This window comes from Hyphomicrobium sp. GJ21 (assembly GCF_001006785.1).
In the GTDB taxonomy this organism is placed as follows: Bacteria; Pseudomonadota; Alphaproteobacteria; order Rhizobiales; family Hyphomicrobiaceae; genus Hyphomicrobium_B.
In genome coordinates, this window is record NZ_CDHO01000003.1 from 102,812 (window position 1) to 126,772 (window position 23,961).

Sequence of the window (23,961 nt, forward strand, 5' to 3'; positions counted from 1 at the left end):
ACTTCGTTCCCGGAGCATCCGGTTCTATAAATGCCTCCGGTTGATTTTGGAAGCGACAGATGCGCGGCGGAGTGACGTAATTTTCACGGCGCGCGGCAGATCGGATCAGCCAGCATCCGGCGCGGCGCTCCCAAGTCTCGGAACGGCCATCAAGGGGCACTGCCCGCCCCGCAGGCCGGGATATTCGAAGGGCCTCAGGATCAGGCGCGCCATCTCGATGATCGGCATGTCACCATCGAAACGCGATCAATGAGGCACACGGGAAGAATTGCGATACCCGGCCAAGGTGAAGAACACCGCGACCGCCAGCATCGCGATCACCCCTGCGGCCGTCATCAACAGCACTGCATGCGCCTGAGAGAAGGCGACCTTGCCTGCCTCGATCAATGCCGCGCCTTGCTCACCTCCAATTAGGCCAGCGACGATGTAGGAATCGCCGATCGTTCGGGACGCCTGTTCGGCCAAATCCTGCGCCAAGTGGGATGGGAGTTCGATGGCACGGCTGAACACGGCCGACGTGAAGACGCCGAACAGACTGATGCCAAGACCAGTGCCAAGCTCGTAACCCGTCGCCTCTAGCGAGCCTGCCGCACCGCCCTTGCTCGCATCCACGGAGCCCATGATGGCGATTGACGAGGCCGTCAGCGCGATGCTGAGCGTGAGTCCCAGAATAGCAAGCGCGAGCGGAACGAGGATGCCAGGTTCGTGGAAATCGCTGCGCGCGAGACCTACCAACGCGATAGCGGAGATTGCGAGCGAAAGCGTAGCGACGAGCCGCAATCCGAACCAATTGGAGAGATAGCCCGCGACAGGTCCGGCTACTGCCGCCGCCGCCATGATAGGGATCATGAAGACCCCGGCCTGCAACGGCGTCTTGCCCAGCACATATTGCAATTCCTGCGCGAGCGTCAGTTCGACGCCGGCCAACGCTCCTGATGAAACGATAGCCATGATCAGGCCGGCAACGATCGCCGGATGAGACAGCAGGGAGAGGTCCAGCATAGGCTTGGACGAGTGCAGTTGCTTGCGCGCGAACACCGTCAGAGCGGCAAGTCCGAACGCAACGACGAGAATGACGGTCGTCATCGGCTGCTTGCCGCCGAACCCGGCCTTAATGCCGTACACAAGCGATATCATGCCTGCGATCAGCAACAGGGCCTGTCCGATCGCCCATTTGCCGGGCGTCGTCTGCTCGCTGCGCGGCAGCAGGAAATAGCAGGCCGGCACCACAACGAACATGATCGGCACGTTGATCAGAAAGACCGAGCCCCACCAGAAGTGTTCCAGAAGAGCTCCGCCAACCAGCGGACCGACCGCCGCCCCCGCTGCGCCGACCATGCCCCAGAGCCCGAGCGCGATGGCGCGCTCATCCTCGTCCTCGAAGGTTTTGCGGATGAGACCGAGAACGCAGGGCAAGATCATCGAGCCGCCGAGCGCCAGCAGCACGCGCGCGGCGATCAGCATGGCAGCGCTTTGCGCGAAGGCGGCCCAAGCAGATGCGACGCCGAACATGACAAGGCCGATGAGCAGGATCTTGCGATTGCCCACCCGGTCCGCGAGCGTACCCATCGGCACGAGAAGCCCCGCCATCAGCAACGAATAGATGTCGATGATCCAAAGCACTTCGGTGCCCGACGCATTCAGGGATTGCGTCAGGGTCGGGACGGCGACATGCAAGATCGTCATGTCGAGGACCGCCGGGAGAAAGGCCAGCGTGACAGCGACGAGGACAAACCAGCGGTTGGCCGGAAGAGACGCGGACGGCATCATTCACCTGACGAACATTGCATTCAGCGATATAAATACATACGTATGTATTTCAATAGAGGCCGACCAGGAAGGAGTGACAATCTGGGCAGAAAGCCGACCATCACGCGTGAGGGCTTGCTCGAAATCGCGGAAGGCCTCGTTCGCGGCGAAGGCGCAGCTGCGCTGACCATCGATGCCCTTGCCAAAGCGGCGGGCATATCGAAGGGGGGGGTCCAGTATTCGTTCTCATCGAAGGATGATCTGGTCCGCGCGCTGGTCGAGAGATGGACGCAGAAGTTCGAAGAATTGCTCGGAGAGATCGATGAGCTTTCGCCCGCCGATCTCGTGCGCAGGTACATCAAGGTCATGCGAAGTTCGCAGGCGGCGATGAACGCCAAGATGGCTGGGCTGATGATTGCCTACATCCAGAATCCGGAAAACGTAACGGAAACTCGGGAATGGTACCTGTCCATGTTCAAACACTTGAGCGGGTCAGCGGAAGACGCACAGGCCGCGCGGGTTGCGCTATTGGCAGTCGAGGGACTGTTCATGCTGCGCATTTCCGGCATAGACGAAAATGGGGAATGGAGCGCTTTTCTCGACGACGTCGAAAGCGTCTTTGAACGCTTGCTGAAGAAAAGCTAAGTCGGCGGCAGACACAGTCCGGAAGCAAAATGCCGAGTGTCGTTGCGTCGAAATGATGCCCCGCAAGCCGGGATGATACGCTTTGCCGGGGTGGCGTCGCAGGAACCGCAAGAGCGGGTGGGGAACGATGAGAAAGGGCAAAGGCTGGTACGCTGCTTTCGCGTTTCTCTTCATAGCGTCTTTCGTGGCGATCTACGCCGCTACCGGACAAGACGCCATCGGAGCCGCGGCGCGATTTCTGTCCAACGGCATCATCCTTGTCCGCAACATCATCGCACGTTCCGCCGGAAGCTTTCTGAAACTCTTGGCGCAGGGCGTCGGATTACGGCGGCTTTCGCGGTTTCTCGCGGCGGGAGCGAGCATAGGCCTCGGATATGCCGCAAGCGTCATCGTCAGCGACAAGACCGTCCGGCGAGCACATGGCTGGCGCGAGAAAGTCCATACCGCGGCCCGGTTCGCGCAGCGCACATGGCATGAAGCGCCTTTATTCGCGAAAATCGCTGCTGTCGTTTGCCTGATCGCGAGCCAGGTTTATCTGCATTTCTTTCTCGTTGTGTTTCCGATCGCGTTTCTCGTCCCGACCGTGCGCAGAATTTGGGTACGTGCTGCCGACATGTTGTTCGGCAGCTGGTATTGGAAAACCTTCGGATCGACGCACCGCGCAATCGTCGCGGGAATCAGAAGCTTGCCGTTCATGCGTGCGCTTTTCGATGCGGCGCGCCTTATGCGTCTTCGCTATCTCAGCGCTTGGCGCATATGGCGCTACGATCCGCGCTATCGCGATCAGGCAAGTCAGGCGCGCTTCGTCAGCCTCATCGAGCCATGGCGTCTTTTGCGGCGCGGCGAACTCGATCGCTATATCGGCCGGCCGCTCCTCGCCGGACGCGAACGTCAACGCTTGATCGAAGCCGAAGCGAGCGTTTAGCGAAAGCGCGCAGCGTCGCGAAGCCTGCGTCTACGCGATAATGCCCTTGCTCGCGGCAATACCAAGCTGAAGCGACTGCGCGATCCGTTGCGAGCGATCGACGAACAAGGCTGCGGCGTCCGGCGGGCAGACGGCCTTCGCAGTCTCGGCGAACAGTTCCAACCAGCGCAGAAAATGGTCTTCGCCGATTTCGGAAATCGCGACATGAGCGGGCATCGGCTGCCCTTTGTAGCGGCCCGTCATCAGAACGACGGACGACCAGAACGCGCTGAGCTTCGCCAAGTGCTCGTCCCAATCCTCGATGCGCGAATTGAAGACGGGACCGAGCAACTCGTCCTGCCGCACCTTGGCGTAGAAACGATTGACCAGATCCGCAACCATGGCCTCGTCAATCCCGACGGACAGTCCGGGCGCTTTTGGATGCGGGGGATGATACGACATGGCGGAGGCTCTTGCCGTTAGACTTCATAAGATGTACTGAGATTGCACCTTAAGGTGTTTTGCCTGTTTCCGGCAACCGTTCGACGGACCCTCCGATGCGGCTAACAGTCCATTCCGACTATGCGCTTCGCGTACTCATGTATCTCGGAGCGCGAGAGGACCGCCTGGCGACGATCCAGGAAATCGCGAAAGTCTACGCGATCTCCGAAAATCACCTCATGAAAGTCGTCAACAAGCTTGCGAAGCACGGCTTCGTCAAGACGTTGCGGGGGCGCGGCGGCGGACTTCGTCTCGGACGCCCTGCCGAAAACCTGACGATCGGCGAAGTGCTGCGGGTCGTCGAAGAGGATTTTCACGTCGTCGAATGTTTCGGCGAATCCAACATGTGCCGCATCTCGCAAAGCTGCCGGCTGCGGCTCGCTTTGCGGCGCGCAATCGACGCCTTCCTCGCGGAACTCGATGAATGGACGCTGGCCGACATTCTTTCAAACAGGAATTCCATCTTACGCGAGTTACGACCCTTCATAAGCTAAGGGCCGGTATGAAAGGGGGAGCGGCGTGCTCAAGACACGACTGACGGAACGGCTTGGACTACGGCATCCAATCATCTGCGCACCGATGGCATGGGCAGCGGGCGGTCGTCTTGCGGCTGCGGTTTCCGCGGCCGGCGGCCTTGGCCTGATCGGCGGCGGATACGGTGACGCGGACTGGATCGCGCAGGAATTTCGCGCTGCGGGCAATCAACCCGTCGGCTGCGGATTCATCACTTGGTCGCTCGCCAAGCAGCCGGCGCTTCTCGATCTGGCGCTGTCGAACAAGCCGAAAGCCATCATCCTGTCGTTCGGAAACCCCGAGCCCTTCGCCAAGCGCATCAAGGACGCGGGCGTGACACTGATCTGCCAGGTGCAAACCCGGCGCGACGCAGCACACGCGATGGCCTGCGGCGCCGACGTTATCGTGGCTCAGGGCGCCGAAGCCGGCGGACACGGACAAAGCCGCGGAACACTCTCGATCGTTCCCGAAGTCGCGGACCTTATTGCGAAGGACTATCCCGACACCATTCTTTGCGCAGCAGGCGGAATTGGCGACGGCCGCACAGTCGCCGCCGCATTGATGCTCGGCGCTGACGGGGTGATGGTCGGATCACGCCTTTGGGCGTCAAAGGAAGCCAACGTCAGCCAGCGCATGCACGACGCCGCGTTGAGCGCGACGGGCGACGAAACCATTCGCTCGCAGACAATGGATCTGGCGCGTAAGCTCGAATGGCCGAAGCAATACAGCGCCCGCGTTCTCATCAACGAATTCATTGGCCGCTGGCACGGACGCGAAGCCGAGCTGATCGCGGTCGCCGATGAGGAAGCTGCGAAATACCGCGCCGGCTGGATCGAAGGCGATCCCGAAAAGAGCAACACCTTCGTCGGTGAGGTTGTCGGCCTGATCCGTTCGATCGAACCTGCGGCAGAGATCATCGAACGGCTGATGCGCGAAGCCGAAGACCTGCTTCTATCGAAGCCCCGCGAAATCGTCTCGCAGGCTTAGATCGTGGTGCGCGACTGAACGGAGCAGCGACAATCTAAAACGCGAAGCTTCCACCGGCTGCGGCGAGCAGCCGGCTTCACGTTGTGTCAAATTCAGTACCGTCCGAGTCGCGCGCGCCTATGGGCCACGGCGAACCAATCGCAGAATGAACAGCAAGAGACACGCGCCGACGACGGCAGCAATGATGGATCCGACAATCGGGTTACCAAACGCAAAGCCGAGCCTTGGGAACAAAATACCGGCGATGAACGCTCCGACGATGCCGACGATGATATCGCCGACGAGACCAAATCCGCCGCCTTTCATGATTTGCCCGGCGAGCCAACCGGCAATAGCACCGATAAGCAGCCAGATGATCAGTGACTGGAGATCAATATCCATGTCTTCCTCTCGGTTTGAGCCTCCACGCACACGAATCGGTTCAGCATGATCATCTGCGGCAAAACGGCCGTTGACAAGCTTGCAAACAAAGTTCCTGCGAGGCAACAGAACGAGAGAGAGATTGTGCGGCGCGGCTATCTCTGACTTTGCCGGGCATCGCCCAGCCATTGCGACAGACTCTTGAAATCGGCGGCGCCGGAAAATGTCGTGACCGTGCCGTCGCGTGCGATGAGGCGCGTGTACGGTAGTTCGCCCATCCAATCGTGATCGACGGCGAAGCGCAGCTTCTCTTCAAACCCGTTCGCGAGGCTGAAGCTCTGGACGTTTCCGAGCCCGGATTTCGCGAGCGCTTTTTCGATGCGCTTCGGATCGGCGCCGCGGCGGTCCCAATTCACGAATGCGATCGTCGTATCGGCATGCGCGGCTGCAAATTTCCCCCAGTCTCCCAGCTCGACCATGCAGTTGCCGCACGAAAAACCCCAGAAGTGCACGATCACCGGCTGACCCTTACGTCCATCGAGAAGCGTCTGCCAGCTTGCGCTGTCGAACGTGCGCGGCGGCTCGGCCGCCGCTTGAACGCACGCACACCAGACGAACATCAGAACGGACGCAATACGCACGACAGCGTTCATGACTGCGGTTCCAGAGCGATCAGTCGATAGCCTTCTTTCATCGTCAGCCATGACAGATAAACGCTCGCCTGCCGAGCGATGAGCAACGGATGATCCGACGCGTTCGCCGCCGAGGCGACAGTCCGCGGCCTGCTCCACGTGCGTCCGCCGTCGTGCGACGTCATCAGATCGATACTGGTTTTCTCGCCGTCGAAGGATTTGTAGGCGAGATAAACCGTGCCGCCTGCCGCCAAGACATACGGGCGCGAAATCTGCGCGTTCTGATCACCAATCCGCAGCGGCTCCGAGAACGTCTTGCCGCCATCCTCAGAGTGCGCGTAGTAGACGCCCTTCAGCTTGCGCCCGAGTGCGAACCACGTCGCGTGATAAGCGCCGTCGCTGCCGATTGCGAGGCTCGGTCCCTGATGCGGGCACGCATCGATCTTCGCATCATCCTCGCTCACACGATACAACTGCCCGGGCTTTCCAGCGTCCGAGAACGTGATCGTCGCGTGATCGCGAATGCCGCCGTCGAAAATGTTGCGGAACATTACGACCGGCTCGCCCGAGCTTTTGAACGCGACGGCGATGCGGCAGCATTCGCAGGAATTGTCACGCGCGATGGATGCTGCTTCGAGCGCACCGCCCGGCTTGTCGTCCCACGCGTAAGCGAGCGCCGCGCCCGCATACTTTTTGCCTTGCTTCTTCGCGGCGGCGACGTTGCGCTTGTCGATCCAGGCGACGAACACCCGGCCATTCGGATCGAATACCGCCGTCTCGAAGCGCTGGCTCGGCGAGTCCATGGTGATCGGCTGAGGCTCGGAGAACGTTTTGCCTCCGTCAGCCGATCGCGCGATGAAAGCGTGTCCGTTGTATTTTTCGTCCCGCGACGCGTACGTGACGGCGACACGATCGTTGGGTCCGAAGGCGAGTTTCGGACGCGCATCCGGTCCGTCATCGAGCGGCAGCTTCGTCGCAGGCAGCGTGACCGGCGTCGAAAACGTTTTCCCGAGATCCGGCGAGCTTGCGATCGAAATGCGCCCGCCCGCCGACCACGTCAGCCAGAGCTTGCCGTCTGGAGCAAACGCGCCGGTGGCGACGCTCGCGCAGGCAAGCTCCGAGGACGCGCACGCCGCAGCCGTCTCATGATGATGCGAAGCTCCATCGTGCGCTTGCGCAAGATTGGCGACGCCTGCGGAGGCAGCGAGCAAAAGCAACGCGGCCAATTTGAGATGTGTACGCATCACTCAGAACCTCACTTTCATGCCGCCGTAAAACGTGCGCGGCGCTCCGGCGTAGATGGAGCCCGTTCCAGTTTGAGCGAGCGTCTCCGCCGTCGACCCGTTCCTGTCTGCGATATTGTTGGCGGACGCGATATAGACTTCGTCAAGCACATTGCGGACTTCGAAATAAGCGAGGAACGATTTGACCGGTCCCCAATTCAGCGTCATCTCGTAATGCACGTTGACGTCGACCGTCTGGTATCCCGGGGCCCAAAGCAGGTTGGCGTTTTCCATGTAGAAACCGTCATGCCACTGGTATTCGACGTAGGCGCCGACGCCTTTGTAAATCCCGGACGGCGTGTCGTAGCTCACTCGCGCCGTCAGCTCATTGGATGAGACGCCCGGGATTTTGTTCCCGGCCCGGCTGACCGCATTGGGCGCGCCGGACACGACTTCATCGTAATCGGTATAGATTTGATTGTTGTAGAGATACGCCGCCGTCAGTCGCACGCTGTCAGTTAACGCGACATTGGCCATCACCTCGACGCCGCGATGCTCGGAGGCGGGCGCGTTGTAGCTGAAGTTCGATCCGCCCGGCGTCAGCGACGCCTGCGAAACGATCTCGTTGGTAAAGAACTCGTAGAAGCCGGTGACGCTCAGCGTCACGCCTTTGACGGGCGTCCAGTCCGCGCCGAGATCGTAGCCGATGTTCGATTGCGTTTTGAGATCCGTGTTGTTGCCCGGGTTTCCGTCCGGCTGGATGAACAGATTGGAAAACTGCGGCGTCCCGTAACCCGTGCCGATACGTGCGCGAAGCTGCCATTGATCGTTCGGCGTGTAGAGCAGTCCGACTTCCGGCGCGACGTTTGTCATCTCGCGTCCGACGCTGACGGTCTGGGTAATCGCGCCGCCCGCATTGTAACTTCGCTGTGTACCATCCAACGAGGTGCGTTCAACCGTTGCACCTGCGATGACGGCCACGTCATCCGTAAGCTTGACCTCATGACGCGCCCGCGCGCCAAAATTCTCCGTTGAGCCGACTTGATCCGACTGCAGGCGATCATTCAATACGCTATCGCGCGGCGCAAGAAGGATGGTCTGAGCGTCGACCGGCAAGTAATTCCAGAACGCGCCAAGGTAGGAACGCATCGGCAAACCGGCGAACGTCGCTGTGTTCGTGACACCAGCGGTGACGTTGTAGGAAAGATAGTCGCCGAGCGCGCGCGTCGTCCCGGTCGGCTGGCTGATGTTGCGATCGTCGATGACGACCTGCACCTGCCCCGTCGTCGAAGCGCTGAATTCGTGATCCCAGCGCACGCCTCCGATCGTCCGCCGGTCGTCGCGGTTTGCGCCAGCCTGCTCCGCCGTCTGACGCGTGCCCATGAAGCTGAGCGTCTCGCAGCCCGCCGCCGCCGTTGCGTAAGTCTTGCAGCCCTTCTGATACGGGTTGATGTTGAAGTTGTTCAGTGACATGCGGAACGGGAGTTCCGTGTAGACATTATTGTTGATGAACTTGAACGTAAACGTGTCCGTCGACGAGGGCTGATAGGTGATCAGCGCGTTGACGGTCTGGGTGTTGAAATCGCTGTAGCCGTAATATCCGTCGCCGCGAACGTCGCTCGAAAAGATCGACGCTTCCCAGTTCTCACCCTTCTTGCCGCCGACGACATAATTGTTCAGGTAATTGAAGCTTCCAACGTCCACGCCGTACTCGATGCCGTCGATGACACCGCCTGGCCACGTGCGGAAGTTGATCGCGCCGCCCGTCGCGTAATTCCCGAACAGAGCCGACGACGGCCCGCGCCATACATCGACGCCCGAATAGGCGTGCGGATCGATCAGGTCGCTACGCGATAGACCGTCCGGCTGCGTGACGGAGAACCCGTCGTCGAGAATGACGATGTTGCGAATGCCGAAGCCGTTGCGCGCATTCGATCCGCGGATCGAGATGCCCATGTCGCGGGGACCGTTGCCCTGCTTCAGAGAAACGCCCGGAACGTCATGCAGGATGTCGGTGACGGAAAAGACCGGCGTGTTTGCATACCGCGCCATGTCGATGCCGGTTGCCGTTTGCGCTCCGGCGCCCGAGGCGCCCGGAACGGAAGCGACCGAACTCGACGGGGCTCCCGGATTTCCGGCCACAGGCGAAAGCGAGAGGTTGGCCCCGGGCAGCGGCGACGGCGCGCCCGCAACGTCGGTCGGCGCGGGCGCTGGCTTCGGAACACCGGAAGGCTCGGCCGGTCGCTTCGCAACCACTTTCTTTTTAGCGGTTGCCGACGACTTCTGGGCAGTCGCTTGAGCCGCCGCCTTCTGCGCCTCCTGCTGCACGGTGACGTCCGGCAGACTGATGGAGTCTTGCGCTTGTGCGTCCTGAGCTTGCGCCGCGCCTCCGGTCGCCATCAACGACAGGACGGCAAGCAGAGCAAAAGTGCTGCTGTGAGAGGTGACGTGGAGCTTGCGCGCGGTACGCGGCCCCGCCTTGAGGCGATCCGCCTGAATGAGCATTTCCTGATGACCCGACTGAACTGAAGCTGCGACGATGCGAGGCCGGGACCTGTTGGTCTCTACGGCGATCGCGCTTGGACGCGAGATACTCAGATCAGAACGGCAGGTGGGCCGCGCGCCGATTGCGCGCCGGCGATGGGTGTAGCGCTGAAAAGTTCGCGCGTGATCCGGAAGGTCAGCTCCGCGTAGCTGACGGTTCGAGCGAGCAAATGCGGCGTGTCATGATCGACAGCGACGGCGCCAACCGGAGCATAGGGACAGATGTCCTTTCCGGACAACGGAGATTTCTGCTGCAACGGCGCGCCGGTATCGTCGACCGTCAGCGGACCGTGACCGGTACAGATCACGATGCCGATATCGCCCGCGTTCGCGCTCGTAGCCGCGAGCATGAAGCCGACGGGCAACAAGCTGCGCACGACGAACGCGAGGCCGATCAGAAAACTGACGTAACGGCGCATGTGATCTCTTCGCCGAAGCGGAATCGGACGGGGCCACATTAACTTCGCCCGCCAGGGGTCGCAACCGGGGGTGACTACGTAGTCCGGCACTCCGCTCCCTGGCAGCGACGCATGGCATGCGTATCCGGACTGCCGCAAATACCGGCATTCGCAGATTGGAACGCTTACAGCTTGAGCAGAAAAATCAGCGTTTGCGGCTCGCCGCTCACTTAATCGAGCGACATCAGCACTCTAACAGCCTGCCTCGATCTGGCACGCTCCTTGTTTAACGCCTATGACGGGTTCTGATGGAAAGCACGACAACCGTGGGCCACGACCATTCGTATGGCTACTCCGTCGCCTATGAGCGCGAGGAGCTGCAGTTCCCGGTCTACGTCGTGGCCGTGGTCGCGGCAGGACTAGCGACGGCGGGCGTTGTGCTCGACAATCTTCCGCTGATCGCGCTGTCGCTCATCGCTTTCGGCTACGCCTATCATAACTATCCCCTGCTCGAGACCGGCAGGCCACGCATCGGCGCAAGCCAATACGGCATCTTCGCCGACGGCCTCGGCATTATCTCCTGGCGATCGATCAAGCAGATGGAGATGGTGTGGACCGAAATCCGAGGCTCCGGCAGTCACGAACTTCTCATCACGCTGCAAGAACCGATCGGGCGCGCGCTGCTCACCGACTGGCGCAAACGCCCTCTTCATCGCTTTCTAATGCGCCTACCGTGGACGATGGCGGCGAAAGACGTCGTCCGCATTCCGCTCGGCGTCTTCGATCGGCCCGCCGACGACATTCACCGCACCTTCATGCGCATGATGAATTTCTACCGCCGCTGACCCCGGCACCGACGATACTTGCAGACGGAGAGCGACCATTCACGCGACCGCGCGGCGACAAAAGGCCCCGCAGCCAGGACATTAAACGGCCTCCGCTTCGGTTTGTTGTGTTAAGGTCGCCGCGGGTGGCACGGGGGATTGTTGATCTATGCTTCAGGAAGAGATCGTTCTCGTCGATCGCGACGATAACGAAATCGGCATCGCGGAAAAACTCGAAACGCATCGGCGGGGTGACCTGCACCGGGCGTTTTCGGTGCTGATCTGGGATAGCGCTGGACGCCTCCTGCTGCAGCGTCGCCAGATCGGCAAATATCATTCGGGCGGGCTCTGGACGAATTCCTGCTGCGGCCATCCTCGTCCCGGTGAACGTAGCGGTGACGCGGCGCTGCGGCGTCTCGGCGAAGAGATGGGCTTTGCGTGCGCGCTGACGCCGATCGGAACTTTTCTCTATCGCGCCGAACTCGAAGACGGGTTGGTCGAGCACGAACTCGTGCATCTATTTCGCGGCACCTACGATGGCCCGATCGCGCCCAATCCGGATGAGTGCGACGGCTTCAACTGGCTCGCCCCGGACGCGATCCACCGGGAGATCGCCGCCGCGCCGGAAACTTTTACCGTCTGGTTTCGGAAATACGTCGAGGCTGGCTGGCCTCTGTCGCCGCCCCTCGAAGTCGCCTAAGGCGCGACAATCGGAGTGTCCCGCGCGCCGCAGATTTTTCGAGCGACGCGTTGACCGCAGCAAAAAAATTATTGTCGTTCCCGGCGCAGCCAAAGCGCGGTCTCAGGCGTTTCTAATCGTTTGGAAAACGCAAAACTGAGCGGGAAACCCGATGGCCAAAGAAGAAGCTTCACCCCAAGCCGACTTGCCTGGGCACGGGGCTGACGTCCTCCCGAGCGTCACGGTCGACAGCTACAACATCGAGATCGAAGACCAGGACGGCTTCATCGGCGACAAGGCGAGCCGAAGCGCCTTCATGGAGTACGTCGACAAATGGCGGAAGCCGCTGCGGGAACTCGGCGAAGATCCGTTCGGCGACAAGCCTACGGAAGAGCTGAGCAAGAAGAAGCTTGCGGATATCCTCGCAACCGGTGAACCCGAGGCGGCCGGCCTCGTACTCAGCGCCATCGAAGAGTTCGCGCAACAGCTTGCATTCGTCATTCGCCGGTATCTGCGCACGAAGGACTGGCGCGACACCGAATGCGTGTCTATCGGCGGCGGATTTCGCGGCAGCCGGCTAGGCGAGCTGGCCGTCGCTCGCGCCGCGCTTCTGCTGCGCGCCGAGGACATCGACATCGACCTCGAACTCATTCGCCACGATCCGGACAAAGCCGGTCTGATCGGCGCGGCGCACCTGCTGCCGCCCTGGATGCTCAAAGGCCACGACGGAATTCTCGCCGTCGATATCGGAGGAACGAATTTTCGAACCGGCGTCGTCGAGTTGAACCTCGGCAAATCCACCGACCTCGCGAAAGCGAAGGTGGCGAAGTCCGAACTCTGGCGTCACGGCGATGAAGAAGTCGACCGCGAAGGCGCCACCGACCGTCTGACGGAAATGTTGCAGGACCTGCTCTCCTGGTCGCGCAAGAACAAGATAGAGCTCGCGCCCGTAATCGGCATCGGCTGCCCCGGCATCATCGAGGACGACGGCTCGATTGATCGCGGCGGCCAGAACCTGCCGGGAAACTGGGAAAGCAGCCGGTTCAATCTCCCGCAGATCATTCGCGAGAACATCAAACAGATCGGCGACAGCGAGACGATGATCGTGATCCACAACGACGCTGTCGTGCAGGGTTTGAGCGAGCTGCCCTACATGAGAGACCGGTCGCATTGGGGAATTCTGACGATCGGAACCGGCCTCGGAAACGCCCGCTTCACGAACCGCAAGCCTCCCAAAAAAGCAAAGTGAAGCCCAGCGCTCACTGAGCGTAGTCACCGCAATCGATGAAGTTGCGCCCGTCAGGCTTTGAAGCTGCGTTTCTCAGGCGTCAAAACGCGGTCGAACGCAGGCTGGTAGTCGAGACGGACGAGATCTGCGGGACCGAAGTTGCGTTCCCACTTGGCGGATGCCACCGAGACGAGCCGACGAAGCTCAGTCGCGGAATATCCCGGCTGTGCGGGATCGATCTCCCGCGACGTCTCGATGACAAGCACGGTGCGGCCCGTCAGCTGCCCGCCTTTGACTTCACCCTCAATGTACATCAGCCCGATGTCTTGCATCATTCGGCTGTTCCCCCGTCGCAGCGCCCGCCCCCACTCTCCGGCTTCGATTGCGGCAAGTGAAGATGTCGCACGAGTTATGCACTGTTTGATTTTCATGAGGCGAAATTCAGAGCGAACGGCTACGAATTTTTTTCGCCAAGCATCCGCACCGGATTTGCCGACGGCCGCGACATCAGGATCAAGATGAGCAAAAACTTCTATTGCAGTGTTATGCCGAGTCTTATGCATCAGCGGTTCGCTCGCCTGATGCTCGTCGCTCTGGCGGCAGCGGCCTTAACGCTCGCATCCCCGGCATTTGCCGATCAGGGCTGCGAGGACATGCGCCAGCTCTGCAAGGACGCGACAGCCAACGCCGACAAGTGCGCCAAGGCGGGAAAAAGCGAAGCCCCGCCCAATTGCAAACCGCTGATCGATGTGCGGGAGGCGACCTGTACGCAGGCCGAGATCATCTGCAAACCGGCGACCGGCGAGCAGCAGCGCTAAACGCCTCGCGCGTTGAGATGGAGTCCAAACGAAAAGAGAGCGGCACATTCGGCCGCTCTCTTTTGAGCTTATCGCCCTGACAGAACCGCTATTGGGGACGGCGTGTGTTCTGCCCCAGCCGATATTGACTTCGGGGGAGAAGTCATCCCGTAAATCCGGGAGCAACAACTACGCGGCACGACTGCTGCCGTCGGCATACGTAAACAATCTGATTTGGGGATAAATGGGCAAGTCCACTTGTGGTGCGGCGGACTGATTTCAGCGCGGTTGTGACGCGCCCGCATCAAGTTGCAGGACAAACCCATTTAAAACGCCGATTCCTGCAGAAATCTCGAACTACATCTCAGCGCGCAGATGCCGCTGAATAAGCTGCGCGGTCGACTCGTGGAATTCGATCGCGGGCACGGAAACGCGGGGAGCCCGCCTGATCCACCCTGCGACCCGCGGCTTGACCGCTCTCGCCGCAAGCTTCGGTGCGGTCGCGGAGAAAGCTTTGTCGGGCAGTTCAGCGCCCTCAGCCGTGTCCATCGCACTGGCCAAAGCCACGGCAGAGGCGTCGGTCGCGGGATAAGCGTGGAGTTCGATAACGTGGCTGACCGGCTGGAAGTCGGAGACCCGGGCCTGCACCTCGAGACCCTTTTCGACCCGTGAAACCGGCTGGTCGGGCCGGTCTGCCAGCACCAGCAACCCAGCCGTCTGCCGAGCCATAGCGGCGCCGACTTTGGCGATGGCCGCCGTCAAGCCGGTCATCAGCGTCGCATAGAGTACCAGCACTGCAATCGAACGGGAGTTCACGGTAATTGCCTACGCCACCGCCACCGAACAACAAACGAGCGAACCCCCGGCCCGTTCCCCGCCTCCTAGATGAAATGCGCCGGAATGGCTCGGGAAAGATCCCGGCAGAGTAAACGCGTCAGCAATCACGTTTCCGTTCTCGCGCCAATGCCTCCTCGTACATTTCCCAGCCGTCCAGTGTCTTTTCGACGTCCGCCAGGAAATCGACACCAACAAGCGGATGCCCAGGGCCGGATGCTTTGAGATCGTCGATCCGGCGTCTTAAGGCCTTGGCGCGCCGGAGGCATAGGTTTCGCAGGTCTTCCGAGGTCATCTGCGCCATGACTCGCGAACCGCGACACGATCATGCGAGTTCCGCTAATGTGACCGCCCGCGCGCCAGGAGCCGATGATGACGAAACCCGTTTTGGTTACCATTCCACATAGCCTCGGCAAGGAGGAAGCAATCCGCCGACTGAAGTCGGGCCTCGGATCGGCGTCTGCGAACCTGCCGGTCCTCAAGATCGACGAGGAGACCTGGACCGACAACCGGCTCGCTTTTCGTTTCACCGCCCTTGGCCAGACCGCGGAAGGGACGGCCGACGTCGAAGACGACAGCGTGCGCATCGAAGTCGTGCTTCCGTGGTTCCTGCAGAAGGTCGCCGAGGTCGTTCAGTCGACAATCAAGTCGCGCGCTCAGATCCTGCTCGAAAAGAAATAGGCGAGGACCGGCTCAGCTCCTTAGTCGGCGCAAGCAGTCATTTGACCAGATCTTCAAGACACGGATACGCGGTGATCAGGGCGTTGGTCGCAACTCTTACGAACGGCGACGACAGACTGTCCGGCTCGGCCTTGAGCTTGCGAACGATGACCACACGCAAATCTTCGAGCTTGATGATTTCCGGCGCGCACCACTGCACATGATATCCGTTTTCACGCTCGAGATTGTTGATGTCGAGCAGAGCCTGCAGATACCCGATGCAGGCCATGTCGGACTTCTGACAATGAGGCAGCCAGAATTTTGCCGTGTGGACGTCCGGCTCGGCGCTGAGAGGCGTTGTCTGAAGCATCAACACGCACAACGCGACAATAGAGAGAATCTTGGCCAGCGAACTATCCTCGGGTACATGCGGCCCAAGCCGCTATCATTCGGATCGAGAGTTTGAAACGTCAAGTCCACGGATCGAACAAACGCGATCGTTCTGCGTTTCTCTCTAATTTTATGTACGGTGATTTGAGCCAGCGAAGCCCTGTGTCGCTGCGCCATTCTCAGTGCCCTCTTTCGAAACGGTTTTCAAGGTGCCCGCGTCAGTCTATTTGTGAGGCGAAGGTTGCACGCCCTCGCGGCTCAGAATTGGAGCAAGGCTGTTGAGCGACGATCCATACAAAGTTCTTGGCGTCGCACGTGACGCTTCGCAGAATGACATCCAGAAAGCCTATCGCAAGCTTGCGAAAAAACTGCATCCCGATCTCAACCCCGGCAACAAGACCGCCGAGGACGAGTTCAAAAAAGTTTCAGCGGCTTACGATCTCGTCGGCGACGCCGATAAGCGCGCGCGGTTCGACAAGGGCGAGATCGATGCCTCGGGCGCTGAAACGCCGAAGCGGGAATATTATCGCAACTACGCTGGCGGCGACGCCGACTCCTACGCGAACGCGGGCGGATATTCCGACTTCGCGAGCGACGACGATCTCTTTTCTTCGATGTTCCGTCGCGCCTCGGCGTCGAGAAGCAACGTCCGCATGCGCGGCCAGGATGAGCACTACAAGCTCGCGTTGGATTTCCTCGATGCCGTCAACGGCGCAAGCCGCCAGGTGACGCTGCCCAACGGTTCCGTGCTGGATGTATCCATCCCCGCCGGAACGCGCGACGGGCAAACACTGCGCCTGCGCGGCAAGGGTTCGCCCGGCTTCAACGGCGGCGAGCCGGGCGACGCGCTCGTCGAGGTCGAGATCCGGCCGCATCCCGTATTCACGCGCAAGGGCGACGATATTCACGTCGAACTGCAGTTGCCGCTCGCCGATGCTGTACTTGGCGGCAAGATCAGGGTGCCGACGATCGACGGCACTGTGACGATGACCGTGCCGAAATGGTCGAACAGCGGCCGCACGCTTCGTCTCAAAGGCAAGGGCATCAAGCGGGCCGACACGCCATCCGGCGACGAGTACGTCACCCTGAAGATCATGCTGCCGGACAAGCCCGATCCCGAACTCGAAAAACTCGTTTCGGAATGGCAGCAAGGCACGGGCGCCGCCCGGCACGACACGGAGGCATGAGATGCAGTATCGCGAGTTTCTGGTTCGCGCCCGCCTCGAAGACAACGTCGTTAAGGAATGGATGACGGCCGGCTGGCTCATCCCCGCCGGTGACGAAGGCCACGCGGAGTTCACCGACGTTGATATAGCCCGCGCCCACCTCATAACCGACCTCAAGGGCGGCATCGGCGTCAACGACGAAGGCGTATCCGTGGTCTTGCACCTGCTCGACCAGCTGCACGGTCTTCGGCGGACGCTCGGCGATATCCTGGCTGCCGTCCAAGCCGGACCGGACGACCTACGCGAACAGTTGCTGTCACACCTTGGTAATTTACCGGCACGATCCGACCGGAACCCGGACAAATAAGCCTACGTTTGTAGCTGGCGACCGCAGCCATTGGCCTTCCGAGGCGATATTGCGGTGTTTAACGATGCTTTTCACCTGTCGTTAAGCACAGGATAAGACAGCGTTTTCCCGTTAACGTCATGGATGGCGATGCTCGCGTAGGGTTGTCCTCGGCCAGGTGATGGCCACGAAATTCGGACAGAGAAAGTTTTGCGTAATGTCGCTCGAGTTGATGGCGCGGCCCAGAGCCGAACCCACCGTCGAACACACGGTAGAACCCAATCTTTGGGTTGATACCCCGGAAGACATCGCCGAGATGATGGCCGAGGCCGCGCGCGTCGATGCCATGTTCCAGAGCGGCGCGATTTCGACACTCTTCCCCTACGCGTTTTCCGACTTTGTCTCGGTGACCGAAACCGAGATCGAACCGGATTGTGAACAGGCGAGCGCCTGAGCCGCTCGCACTTCATGCCTGGCGCGAAGCAGCACGATGACCGCGCGCGCCAAGATGCACATCACAACCTCTGGCGCGACGCGCCCATTCGGAACCGCTCTTTCCCCAAATCGATAATCGAAATCACTGCCGCCTCGCAGCCGGCAGTGTGACATTTGTCATACGCTCCCGTGCAATCGCGAACGGCGCACGTATGCCGGCCGCTCTAAGCCGTTCGGTTGTCTGAATATTCATTTCGCGGGCTTGCTGACGCCACGTTTTAGAATAGTGTCACCAAACTGAAACAATTCTATTCGGTGACCTGGGCGGAGGCAAATTTGAACCAGATCGCATCGGGCGCGAATGTCCGTTCTGCCCTCAAAAGTGGCCTCGCCAGCATACTCATTTCAGGACTTTCCCTTTTTATTCCAAGTGATGCAGGCGCCGAAGTTTCGGTCGGCGAGCCGCAGTCGTCCTCGACGATCGCGCCACCCGAATACGTTGACGAACGCGACCTCCCCTTCGAACTGCGCCCGCTCGTTGCGAAACGGCTCGAAATGCCGTGGGCAATCGCGTTTCTGCCCGATGGGCGCGCGCTGGTGACGGAACGCCCCGGACGGCTCCGCCTCATCGAAGGCGATCACATGCTGGATGAACCGATCGCAGGCGTACCGGACGTGGCGTTCGGCGGCCACTCCGGCCTGCTCGACGTCCTCGTCGACCGCGATTTTCCGACCACCCGGCGCATCTTTCTCTCGCTGATGCATAACGGACCGGACGGTTCGACCATCCGCATCGTCAGCGCACGCCTTGAAGACAAGGCACTCGAAAACAAGAAGGTCATTTTCGAAAGCCGCCCGGCCATCAAGGCCACCGACCAGATCGGCGGCCGTCTCGCGTTCGGGCCGGACGGGATGCTCTATCTGACCATCGGCGATCGCTTTCAGATGCAGCGCGCCCAAAATCTGCTCGACGACGGCGGCAAGATCATCCGCATCAACACCGACGGCAGCATTCCCCAGGATAACCCCTTCGTCGGCCGTGACGACGCGCTTCCCGAAATCTACAGCTATGGCCACCGCAATCCGCAGGGCATCATCGGCAACGCCGGCGACGGCCAGCTCTGGTCGATCGAGCAAGGCCCGAAGGGCGGCGATGAACTCAACATCATCACCTCGGGAAGCAACTACGGCTGGCCGATTGTGACTTACGGCGTCAACTACGACGACAGCATCATTTCAAACCTCACGACGGCTCCCGGCATGGTCGATCCGGTGCACCATTGGGTGCCATCCGTCGCGACCGCGAGCCTCGTCGCCTACACCGGCAATGTCATGCCGGACGACTGGCAGGGCAACTTTCTCGTCGGCACGCTAGTCGGACAATGCCTGATCCGTCTCGAAGTGACGAACGGCGTCGTGACCCGTGAGCGCCGCTATTTCCACGACAAGATCGGCCGCATTCGCGACGTCGCGGTTTCTCCGGACGGCTTCATCTATCTTCTGACGGACGGCACCGAAGCCTCGCTGTATCGGCTCGAACCGATCGAAGACCTCGTGGCCAAAGCCAAACCGTTCTAGCCGCATCGGATGAACATCTGAACGCGCGGACTGCACACATTGCAGTCCGTGCTCTCATCTCCTTTGCGAACGCTCTGGATTACGCCACGTCAGCTCGGCGCGCGATCCGGGAAACTCGCAACGCCCGCAATGAACGCATCCATCGAAGCGCTGAAGGCCAGATCCGGATCGAGCCCCTTGAGCGCTGGAATGAGTGCCCGCGTCGCCTTGTAGGCATCGGCGTCCAGCGCATCGAGTTCCGCTTCGTCGGCGTCGTTGATCGGGCGTAGCAGACCTTCAGCTTCGGCCAGCGCGAAACCGAGAACGAACGCGTAGAACGCAAGCCCGAGACCCGCCGCACGATCGTCAGGAAGACCCGCACGCCGCATCGCGCAGTAGACGATCTCGCTCGCGACGTGATCCGCGGGGCCTGTCGCATGGTAGCGAAAATGTAAATGGAAGACGCGCGGGTAGCGATGTGCCAGCGAGCGAAACGTATTGGCGACGGCCTTGAGATCGTTCTGCCAGCTTTCCGTCGCTCGCGGTATCTCGACGCCGCGCACGGCATGATCGGCGATCGCCCGTAAGAGTTCGTCTTTCGACCGGAAGTGATGCAGCACCGTCATCGGGTCGACCCCGACGGCCCCGGCGAGCTTGCGAATGGAAAAGCCGGATTCCCCCTCCTCGGCGAACAGGTCGAACGCCGCGTCGAGGATCGCCTGCTTATCGAGCCGGCGTCGTACCTTAGGTCTCAGGTCAGTCATGCCGATACGGGCCCTTGACACTTCTACGGTGTAGAGTATTCCTTCTTATTACTGAGCATGTAAAGACTGCATTTGCTGTCTGCTCGGCGGCCGACTTGCCCGCCGAAGGTCGACTATTCTTGGAACTCTCGTTGATGGTATCGGCGCTTATCCGGTTGCCGTTGGAGATTTCGCACCGCGCTTGGCCGGGTGCGAGGCAGGCATGGGTTGCGCCCAAGCCTCACGCGAAACGCGACCTGCTGAGGCTTTGCGCCCGCATCGGATACACACCACACTGATTAAACGATCCAGCCCCTCCGCTTCGCCCCCGCTCTCTCAAATCGCTGGAGAAAAACCCGTGTCAAACCGGCTTCAGACCGCGCAGATCCAAGAGCTCGATTCTCAGCATCATCTGCATCCGTTCACGACGCATCAAACGCTGCGCGCCGGGCCCGGCCCGCGCGTCATCGTGAAAGGCGAAGGCGCCTATGTCATCGACAGCGAGGGCAACCGCATTCTCGACGGCATGGCCGGCCTTTGGACGACGAGTATCGGCTACGGCAATAAAGAGCTCGCGCAAGCCGCCTACGACCAGATCCTCGAGCTGCCGTTCTACAATACGTTCTTCAAGACCACCCATCCGCCCGTCGTCGAGCTGTCGCGCAAGCTCGCTGAACTCGCGCCCGCGCATCTCAATCAGGTCTTCTTCGGATCGTCCGGATCGGAATCGAACGACACCGCGATCCGCCTCATCCGCCACTACTGGGTGCTGAAGGGCCAGCCGAAACGGCGCATCATCATCAGCCGCAAGAATGCCTATCACGGCTCGACGATCGCGGCGGGCTCGATGGGCGGCATGAGCCACGTGCATCAGCACAGCTATCCGGTTTACGAAGGCTTCCGCCATGTCATGGACCCGTACTGGTACGGCGACTCCTTCGCTGGCGAGAGCCCGGAAGACTTCGGCCTCCGCGCCGCGCGTGCCATCGAAGAGGAAATCCTGCGCTGCGGTCCCGAGAACGTCGCGGCCTTCGCAGGCGAACCCGTGCAGGGCGCCGGCGGCGTCAAGATCGCGCCCGACAGCTATTGGCCGGAAGTGCAGCGCATCGTCGACAAGTACGGCATCCTGCTGCTGGCGGACGAAGTCATCACCGGCTTCGGCCGGCTCGGCACGTGGTTCGGCTCGGAATACTACGGCATCCGCCCCGACCTGATCACGTTCGCGAAGGCCGCGACGTCCGGATACGTGCCGCTCTCCGGCGTGCTCGTCGGAGACAACATCGTCGACGCGCTGATGGCCGAGAACGACGACTTCAACCACGGCTATACGTTTTCCGGACACCCCGTCGCCTGCGCGGTGGCGCTCAAGAACCTCGAAATCATGGAGCGCGACCGCCTCGTCCCGCGCGTCAAGGAAACGACCGGCCCGGCCCTCGCGCGCATGCTCGAGCGCTTCAAGGATCATCCCCTTGTCGGCGAAGTTCGCTCCGTCGGCATGATGGGCGCCATCGAACTCGTTGCCGACAAGAAAACGCGACGCCGCTTTACCGATCCCGGCCGCGTCGGCCTCATCTGCCGCGACCACTTCTTCCGCGACGGCTTCATCATGCGCGCGGTCTTCGACACGATGGTCTGCGCGCCACCGCTGATCTGGACGGACGCAGAGTTCGAAAAAGCCGGTGCCGTCATCGAGAGCGCGCTCAACAAAACCCTTCAGGATGTCAAAGGAGAATTGACGGCATGACCCGTCCGATCGTTGTCATACCGGGCTGCAGCAAGTCGATCGGCGGCTTGACGTTCGACGCCGTCGGACGGAAGTACTCCGCCGCCGTCGCGGAAGTCGCCGAATGCCAGCCGCTGCTCGTTCCTCTCGGACAAAGCATGGCGGACATCGGCGCGGTGCTCGATATCGCTGACGGCATTCTGCTGCCAGGAAGCCTGTCGAACGTCGAGCCGAAACACTATGGCGACGAAGATCCGCTCGATCCCGCAACCGTCGATCGCGACCGCGATGCCGTCACGTTGCCGCTGATCCGTTCCGCCATCGAACGTAAGTTGCCGCTGTTCGCGATCTGCCGCGGCTTTCAGGAATTCAACGTCGCGCTCGGCGGTACGCTGCATCAGGCCGTGCACGTCGTCGACGGCCACCATGATCACCGCGAGCCGACCGACGAAGACTTCGACATCAAATTCGGGCCGAAGCACAAGGTGCGCCTCGCAGGCGAACTGCAAAGCTGGCTCGGCCAGGACCTGCTGACAGTGAACTCGCTGCATTGGCAGGGCATCAATCGGCTCGCCAAGCCGCTGGTCGCCGAAGCCTTCGCCGAGGACGGTCTCGTCGAAGCCATTCGCGCGCCTGCAGGCAATGCGTTTTCTCTCGGTGTTCAATGGCACCCGGAATGGCGTCCGCTCAACAATCCGGCATCGATCACGCTGTTTCGCCGCTTCGGCGACGCCGCCCGGAACCGCACCGCGAAGGGCCAGGCCGCATGAGCGATACCTACATCACGATCGACGAAACGGAAGCATTCCTCGCCGCCAACCCGAGCGTCACTTGGATCGATCTGATCCTGTTCGACCTCAACGGCATTCCGCGCGGCAAGCGCTTCCGGCGCGACGATATCGTCGCCGTCGCAAAGAACGGCCTGATGATTCCCTCGACGGTGTTCGTGATGGACCCGCGCGGCAATTGCATCGAGGAAACCGGGCGGCTTTGGGAAACCGGCGATCCCGACGAACCATTCCGCATCATCGCGGGCTCGTTGCGCGCTGTTCCGGTCGGCGACGGACGCCACGCGCAGGCCGTCATCGCAGTGACTGAGCCTGATGACCTTTGTCCGCGCGGCGTTCTCGCAAAACAGGTCGCGGCATTCGCGGACCAGGGTTTAACGCCGGTCGTCGCGGCCGAACTCGAATTCTACGTCACGAAGCCACAAACGAACGGCGCGTTCAAGCTCGAGACGCCCGACGGAATTTCGGATGATCCCGAGCGTCCGATGACGTTCCAGTTCGACGAGATCGACACGCTCGGCCCGCTCGTCGACACGATCTACAAAATCGCCGACGTCCAAGGCCTGCCGATCGACGCGGTGATGCAGGAGTCGGGTCCCGGGCAGTTCGAAATCAATCTGAAGCACAAAGCGGACGCTGTCTCCGCCGCGACCGATGCATTGCTTCTGAAACGCGCCATCAAGGCCGCAGCAAAAGCGCATGGTCTCGAAGCGACATTCATGGCCAAGCCGCATCACGACTGGCCGGGCTCGGGCATGCACCTGCACGCGAGCCTGATCGACAGAAATGGCAATAATGTTTTCGCGGGCAATCCGATCTCGCCCCTGTTCCGCAATGCCATCGGCGGCTTGCAATCGACGATGTGCGATTTCATGGCCATCTGGGCGCAGTCGGCGAATGCTTATCGCCGCTACGTGCCGAAAAATTACGTGTCGCTCGCCGCGCATTGGGGACTGAACAATCGCAACGTCGCCCTGCGCATTCCGCGCGCCTCGGGAGCCGGAACGCGTGTCGAGCATCGCGTTGCAGGTGCCGACGCCAATCCCTATCTCGTGTTGGCGGCAATCCTCGCCGGCATGCGGCATGGCATTGCCAACAAGATCGAGCCGGGCCCAATGGCGGACGGCGAAGCCAATGACACCGCCGCGCCCGAGCTGCCGACGATCTGGTTCAACGCGCTCGAACGTTTTCGCGCATCCGACGTTGTCCGCAATGCGTTCGGCGCGGAGTTCCAGAAAGTCTTTTACTTGTTGAAGCAGACCGAACGCTCGGAATTCGAACGCGTGGTGACCTCGCTCGACCATGCTTGGTACGCTCAGATAGCATAAGGGTTCG

Annotated in this window: 28 protein-coding genes; 16 read left to right on the forward strand and 12 right to left on the reverse strand. The window is 61.0% G+C overall.

What is annotated here, in order from left to right; all coding sequences use genetic code 11:
* Positions 1-246: 246 nt before the first annotated feature.
* On the reverse strand, positions 247-1,767 hold the full coding sequence (locus HYPGJ_RS08810; RefSeq protein ID WP_046848248.1) for an MFS transporter: 1,521 nt from the start codon (positions 1,765-1,767) through the stop codon (positions 247-249).
* 117 nt (positions 1,768-1,884) lie between these two features.
* On the opposite strand from HYPGJ_RS08810, the gene HYPGJ_RS08815 reads away from it, so the two are divergent.
* Complete coding sequence (locus HYPGJ_RS08815) at positions 1,885-2,394, forward strand: TetR/AcrR family transcriptional regulator (protein WP_244466058.1); 510 nt, start codon at positions 1,885-1,887, stop codon at positions 2,392-2,394.
* A 127-nt stretch (positions 2,395-2,521) separates the two neighbouring features.
* Positions 2,522-3,319, forward strand: coding sequence for a hypothetical protein (locus HYPGJ_RS08820; protein WP_046846888.1), 798 nt, complete (start codon positions 2,522-2,524; stop codon positions 3,317-3,319).
* A gap of 30 nt (positions 3,320-3,349) precedes the next feature.
* Here HYPGJ_RS08820 and HYPGJ_RS08825 read toward each other — a convergent pair whose 3' ends face one another.
* Positions 3,350-3,760 (reverse strand): group III truncated hemoglobin, encoded by a 411-nt coding sequence (locus tag HYPGJ_RS08825; protein ID WP_046846889.1) that lies wholly within the window; start codon positions 3,758-3,760, stop codon positions 3,350-3,352.
* Positions 3,761-3,855: 95 nt separating this feature from the next.
* On the opposite strand from HYPGJ_RS08825, the gene HYPGJ_RS08830 reads away from it, so the two are divergent.
* Positions 3,856-4,293, forward strand: a complete 438-nt coding sequence (locus HYPGJ_RS08830; RefSeq protein WP_046848250.1) for an Rrf2 family transcriptional regulator — start codon at positions 3,856-3,858, stop codon at positions 4,291-4,293.
* A 25-nt stretch (positions 4,294-4,318) separates the two neighbouring features.
* Positions 4,319-5,299 (forward strand): nitronate monooxygenase, encoded by a 981-nt coding sequence (locus HYPGJ_RS08835; RefSeq protein WP_046846890.1) that lies wholly within the window; start codon positions 4,319-4,321, stop codon positions 5,297-5,299.
* 117 nt (positions 5,300-5,416) lie between these two features.
* Here HYPGJ_RS08835 and HYPGJ_RS08840 read toward each other — a convergent pair whose 3' ends face one another.
* The 5 genes from HYPGJ_RS08840 to HYPGJ_RS08860 form a co-directional block, all read right to left on the reverse strand.
* The gene (locus tag HYPGJ_RS08840) at positions 5,417-5,674 is read right to left on the reverse strand and encodes a GlsB/YeaQ/YmgE family stress response membrane protein (RefSeq protein ID WP_046848251.1); all 258 of its coding nucleotides are present in this window, start codon (positions 5,672-5,674) and stop codon (positions 5,417-5,419) included.
* Positions 5,675-5,814: 140 nt separating this feature from the next.
* Positions 5,815-6,312, reverse strand: a complete 498-nt coding sequence (locus HYPGJ_RS08845) for a hypothetical protein (protein ID WP_046846891.1) — start codon at positions 6,310-6,312, stop codon at positions 5,815-5,817.
* Positions 6,309-7,535 (reverse strand): sialidase family protein, encoded by a 1,227-nt coding sequence (locus HYPGJ_RS08850; protein ID WP_046846892.1) that lies wholly within the window; start codon positions 7,533-7,535, stop codon positions 6,309-6,311. The genes HYPGJ_RS08845 and HYPGJ_RS08850 overlap by 4 nt, the downstream gene beginning before the upstream one ends.
* Before the next feature lie 3 nt (positions 7,536-7,538).
* Positions 7,539-10,019, reverse strand: coding sequence for a TonB-dependent receptor (locus tag HYPGJ_RS08855; protein WP_046846893.1), 2,481 nt, complete (start codon positions 10,017-10,019; stop codon positions 7,539-7,541).
* Positions 10,020-10,108: 89 nt separating this feature from the next.
* Positions 10,109-10,477, reverse strand: a complete 369-nt coding sequence (locus HYPGJ_RS08860) for a DUF2946 family protein (RefSeq protein WP_046846894.1) — start codon at positions 10,475-10,477, stop codon at positions 10,109-10,111.
* A gap of 287 nt (positions 10,478-10,764) precedes the next feature.
* Here HYPGJ_RS08860 and HYPGJ_RS08865 point away from each other — a divergent pair, with 287 nt between their 5' ends.
* The 3 genes from HYPGJ_RS08865 (at position 10,765) to HYPGJ_RS08875 (ending at position 13,208) form a co-directional block, all read left to right on the forward strand.
* Positions 10,765-11,301 carry a hypothetical protein gene (locus tag HYPGJ_RS08865; protein WP_046846895.1) on the forward strand — a complete coding sequence of 179 codons (537 nt, stop codon included), beginning with the start codon at positions 10,765-10,767 and terminating at the stop codon, positions 11,299-11,301.
* Between the two features lie 148 nt (positions 11,302-11,449).
* On the forward strand, positions 11,450-11,980 hold the full coding sequence (gene idi / locus HYPGJ_RS08870) for an isopentenyl-diphosphate Delta-isomerase (RefSeq protein WP_046846896.1): 531 nt from the start codon (positions 11,450-11,452) through the stop codon (positions 11,978-11,980).
* Positions 11,981-12,131: 151 nt separating this feature from the next.
* Complete coding sequence (locus tag HYPGJ_RS08875) at positions 12,132-13,208, forward strand: ROK family protein (protein WP_046846897.1); 1,077 nt, start codon at positions 12,132-12,134, stop codon at positions 13,206-13,208.
* 50 nt (positions 13,209-13,258) lie between these two features.
* Here HYPGJ_RS08875 and HYPGJ_RS08880 read toward each other — a convergent pair whose 3' ends face one another.
* A complete protein-coding gene (locus tag HYPGJ_RS08880) occupies positions 13,259-13,522 on the reverse strand; it encodes a hypothetical protein (RefSeq protein WP_046846898.1) in 264 nt (87 codons plus the stop codon).
* 222 nt (positions 13,523-13,744) lie between these two features.
* On the opposite strand from HYPGJ_RS08880, the gene HYPGJ_RS08885 reads away from it, so the two are divergent.
* A complete protein-coding gene (locus HYPGJ_RS08885) occupies positions 13,745-14,005 on the forward strand; it encodes a hypothetical protein (RefSeq protein ID WP_244466059.1) in 261 nt (86 codons plus the stop codon).
* A 336-nt stretch (positions 14,006-14,341) separates the two neighbouring features.
* Here the strand turns inward: HYPGJ_RS08885 and HYPGJ_RS08890 are convergent, their stop codons facing one another.
* Complete coding sequence (locus HYPGJ_RS08890; protein ID WP_046846900.1) at positions 14,342-14,800, reverse strand: hypothetical protein; 459 nt, start codon at positions 14,798-14,800, stop codon at positions 14,342-14,344.
* Between the two features lie 118 nt (positions 14,801-14,918).
* Positions 14,919-15,122, reverse strand: coding sequence for a hypothetical protein (locus tag HYPGJ_RS08895; protein WP_046846901.1), 204 nt, complete (start codon positions 15,120-15,122; stop codon positions 14,919-14,921).
* Between the two features lie 68 nt (positions 15,123-15,190).
* Here HYPGJ_RS08895 and HYPGJ_RS08900 point away from each other — a divergent pair, with 68 nt between their 5' ends.
* Positions 15,191-15,499: a polyhydroxyalkanoic acid system family protein gene (locus HYPGJ_RS08900; protein WP_046848252.1), complete on the forward strand. Its 309-nt coding sequence runs from the start codon at positions 15,191-15,193 to the stop codon at positions 15,497-15,499.
* 37 nt (positions 15,500-15,536) lie between these two features.
* On the opposite strand, the gene HYPGJ_RS08905 is transcribed toward HYPGJ_RS08900, so the two are convergent.
* Positions 15,537-15,848 carry a Rap1a/Tai family immunity protein gene (locus HYPGJ_RS08905; protein ID WP_244466060.1) on the reverse strand — a complete coding sequence of 104 codons (312 nt, stop codon included), beginning with the start codon at positions 15,846-15,848 and terminating at the stop codon, positions 15,537-15,539.
* 298 nt (positions 15,849-16,146) lie between these two features.
* Between HYPGJ_RS08905 and HYPGJ_RS08910 the strand changes: the two genes are divergently transcribed.
* The 4 genes from HYPGJ_RS08910 (at position 16,147) to HYPGJ_RS08925 (ending at position 19,393) form a co-directional block, all read left to right on the forward strand.
* Complete coding sequence (locus HYPGJ_RS08910) at positions 16,147-17,055, forward strand: DnaJ C-terminal domain-containing protein (RefSeq protein ID WP_046846903.1); 909 nt, start codon at positions 16,147-16,149, stop codon at positions 17,053-17,055.
* A gap of 1 nt (position 17,056) precedes the next feature.
* Positions 17,057-17,401: a chaperone modulator CbpM gene (locus HYPGJ_RS08915; RefSeq protein WP_046846904.1), complete on the forward strand. Its 345-nt coding sequence runs from the start codon at positions 17,057-17,059 to the stop codon at positions 17,399-17,401.
* Between the two features lie 196 nt (positions 17,402-17,597).
* Positions 17,598-17,834 (forward strand): hypothetical protein, encoded by a 237-nt coding sequence (locus HYPGJ_RS08920; RefSeq protein ID WP_046846905.1) that lies wholly within the window; start codon positions 17,598-17,600, stop codon positions 17,832-17,834.
* Positions 17,835-18,151: 317 nt separating this feature from the next.
* Positions 18,152-19,393 carry a PQQ-dependent sugar dehydrogenase gene (locus tag HYPGJ_RS08925; RefSeq protein ID WP_052750951.1) on the forward strand — a complete coding sequence of 414 codons (1,242 nt, stop codon included), beginning with the start codon at positions 18,152-18,154 and terminating at the stop codon, positions 19,391-19,393.
* A gap of 89 nt (positions 19,394-19,482) precedes the next feature.
* Here the strand turns inward: HYPGJ_RS08925 and HYPGJ_RS08930 are convergent, their stop codons facing one another.
* The gene (locus tag HYPGJ_RS08930; protein WP_046846906.1) at positions 19,483-20,136 is read right to left on the reverse strand and encodes a TetR/AcrR family transcriptional regulator C-terminal domain-containing protein; all 654 of its coding nucleotides are present in this window, start codon (positions 20,134-20,136) and stop codon (positions 19,483-19,485) included.
* Positions 20,137-20,473: 337 nt separating this feature from the next.
* Here HYPGJ_RS08930 and HYPGJ_RS08935 point away from each other — a divergent pair, with 337 nt between their 5' ends.
* Genes HYPGJ_RS08935 through HYPGJ_RS08945 form a run of 3 tightly spaced genes read left to right on the forward strand, consistent with a single transcriptional unit; the run spans position 20,474 to position 23,954 of the window.
* Positions 20,474-21,859, forward strand: a complete 1,386-nt coding sequence (locus HYPGJ_RS08935) for an aspartate aminotransferase family protein (protein WP_046846907.1) — start codon at positions 20,474-20,476, stop codon at positions 21,857-21,859.
* Positions 21,856-22,608 (forward strand): gamma-glutamyl-gamma-aminobutyrate hydrolase family protein, encoded by a 753-nt coding sequence (locus HYPGJ_RS08940; RefSeq protein WP_046846908.1) that lies wholly within the window; start codon positions 21,856-21,858, stop codon positions 22,606-22,608. The genes HYPGJ_RS08935 and HYPGJ_RS08940 overlap by 4 nt, the downstream gene beginning before the upstream one ends.
* On the forward strand, positions 22,605-23,954 hold the full coding sequence (locus HYPGJ_RS08945) for a glutamine synthetase family protein (RefSeq protein WP_046846909.1): 1,350 nt from the start codon (positions 22,605-22,607) through the stop codon (positions 23,952-23,954). The genes HYPGJ_RS08940 and HYPGJ_RS08945 overlap by 4 nt, the downstream gene beginning before the upstream one ends.
* Positions 23,955-23,961: the final 7 nt, after the last annotated feature.

Bases quoted from the DNA above. Each gene is read 5' to 3' on its own strand.
- HYPGJ_RS08940 (WP_046846908.1), top strand. From the start codon at position 21,856: ATGACCCGTCCGATCGTTGTCATACCGGGCTGCAGCAAGTCGATCGGC.
- idi (WP_046846896.1), top strand. From the start codon at position 11,450: ATGCTTCAGGAAGAGATCGTTCTCGTCGATCGCGACGATAACGAAATC.
- HYPGJ_RS08900 (WP_046848252.1), top strand. From the start codon at position 15,191: ATGACGAAACCCGTTTTGGTTACCATTCCACATAGCCTCGGCAAGGAG.
- HYPGJ_RS08820 (WP_046846888.1), top strand. From the start codon at position 2,522: ATGAGAAAGGGCAAAGGCTGGTACGCTGCTTTCGCGTTTCTCTTCATA.
- HYPGJ_RS08895 (WP_046846901.1), bottom strand. From the start codon at position 15,122: ATGGCGCAGATGACCTCGGAAGACCTGCGAAACCTATGCCTCCGGCGC.
- HYPGJ_RS08920 (WP_046846905.1), top strand. From the start codon at position 17,598: ATGTCGCTCGAGTTGATGGCGCGGCCCAGAGCCGAACCCACCGTCGAA.
- HYPGJ_RS08875 (WP_046846897.1), top strand. From the start codon at position 12,132: ATGGCCAAAGAAGAAGCTTCACCCCAAGCCGACTTGCCTGGGCACGGG.
- HYPGJ_RS08825 (WP_046846889.1), bottom strand. From the start codon at position 3,760: ATGTCGTATCATCCCCCGCATCCAAAAGCGCCCGGACTGTCCGTCGGG.
- HYPGJ_RS08810 (WP_046848248.1), bottom strand. From the start codon at position 1,767: ATGCCGTCCGCGTCTCTTCCGGCCAACCGCTGGTTTGTCCTCGTCGCT.
- HYPGJ_RS08885 (WP_244466059.1), top strand. From the start codon at position 13,745: ATGCATCAGCGGTTCGCTCGCCTGATGCTCGTCGCTCTGGCGGCAGCG.
- HYPGJ_RS08845 (WP_046846891.1), bottom strand. From the start codon at position 6,312: ATGAACGCTGTCGTGCGTATTGCGTCCGTTCTGATGTTCGTCTGGTGT.
- HYPGJ_RS08830 (WP_046848250.1), top strand. From the start codon at position 3,856: ATGCGGCTAACAGTCCATTCCGACTATGCGCTTCGCGTACTCATGTAT.
- HYPGJ_RS08855 (WP_046846893.1), bottom strand. From the start codon at position 10,019: ATGCTCATTCAGGCGGATCGCCTCAAGGCGGGGCCGCGTACCGCGCGC.
- HYPGJ_RS08945 (WP_046846909.1), top strand. From the start codon at position 22,605: ATGAGCGATACCTACATCACGATCGACGAAACGGAAGCATTCCTCGCC.
- HYPGJ_RS08850 (WP_046846892.1), bottom strand. From the start codon at position 7,535: ATGCGTACACATCTCAAATTGGCCGCGTTGCTTTTGCTCGCTGCCTCC.
- HYPGJ_RS08905 (WP_244466060.1), bottom strand. From the start codon at position 15,848: ATGCTTCAGACAACGCCTCTCAGCGCCGAGCCGGACGTCCACACGGCA.
- HYPGJ_RS08860 (WP_046846894.1), bottom strand. From the start codon at position 10,477: ATGCGCCGTTACGTCAGTTTTCTGATCGGCCTCGCGTTCGTCGTGCGC.
- HYPGJ_RS08880 (WP_046846898.1), bottom strand. From the start codon at position 13,522: ATGATGCAAGACATCGGGCTGATGTACATTGAGGGTGAAGTCAAAGGC.
- HYPGJ_RS08865 (WP_046846895.1), top strand. From the start codon at position 10,765: ATGGAAAGCACGACAACCGTGGGCCACGACCATTCGTATGGCTACTCC.
- HYPGJ_RS08915 (WP_046846904.1), top strand. From the start codon at position 17,057: ATGCAGTATCGCGAGTTTCTGGTTCGCGCCCGCCTCGAAGACAACGTC.
- HYPGJ_RS08930 (WP_046846906.1), bottom strand. From the start codon at position 20,136: ATGACTGACCTGAGACCTAAGGTACGACGCCGGCTCGATAAGCAGGCG.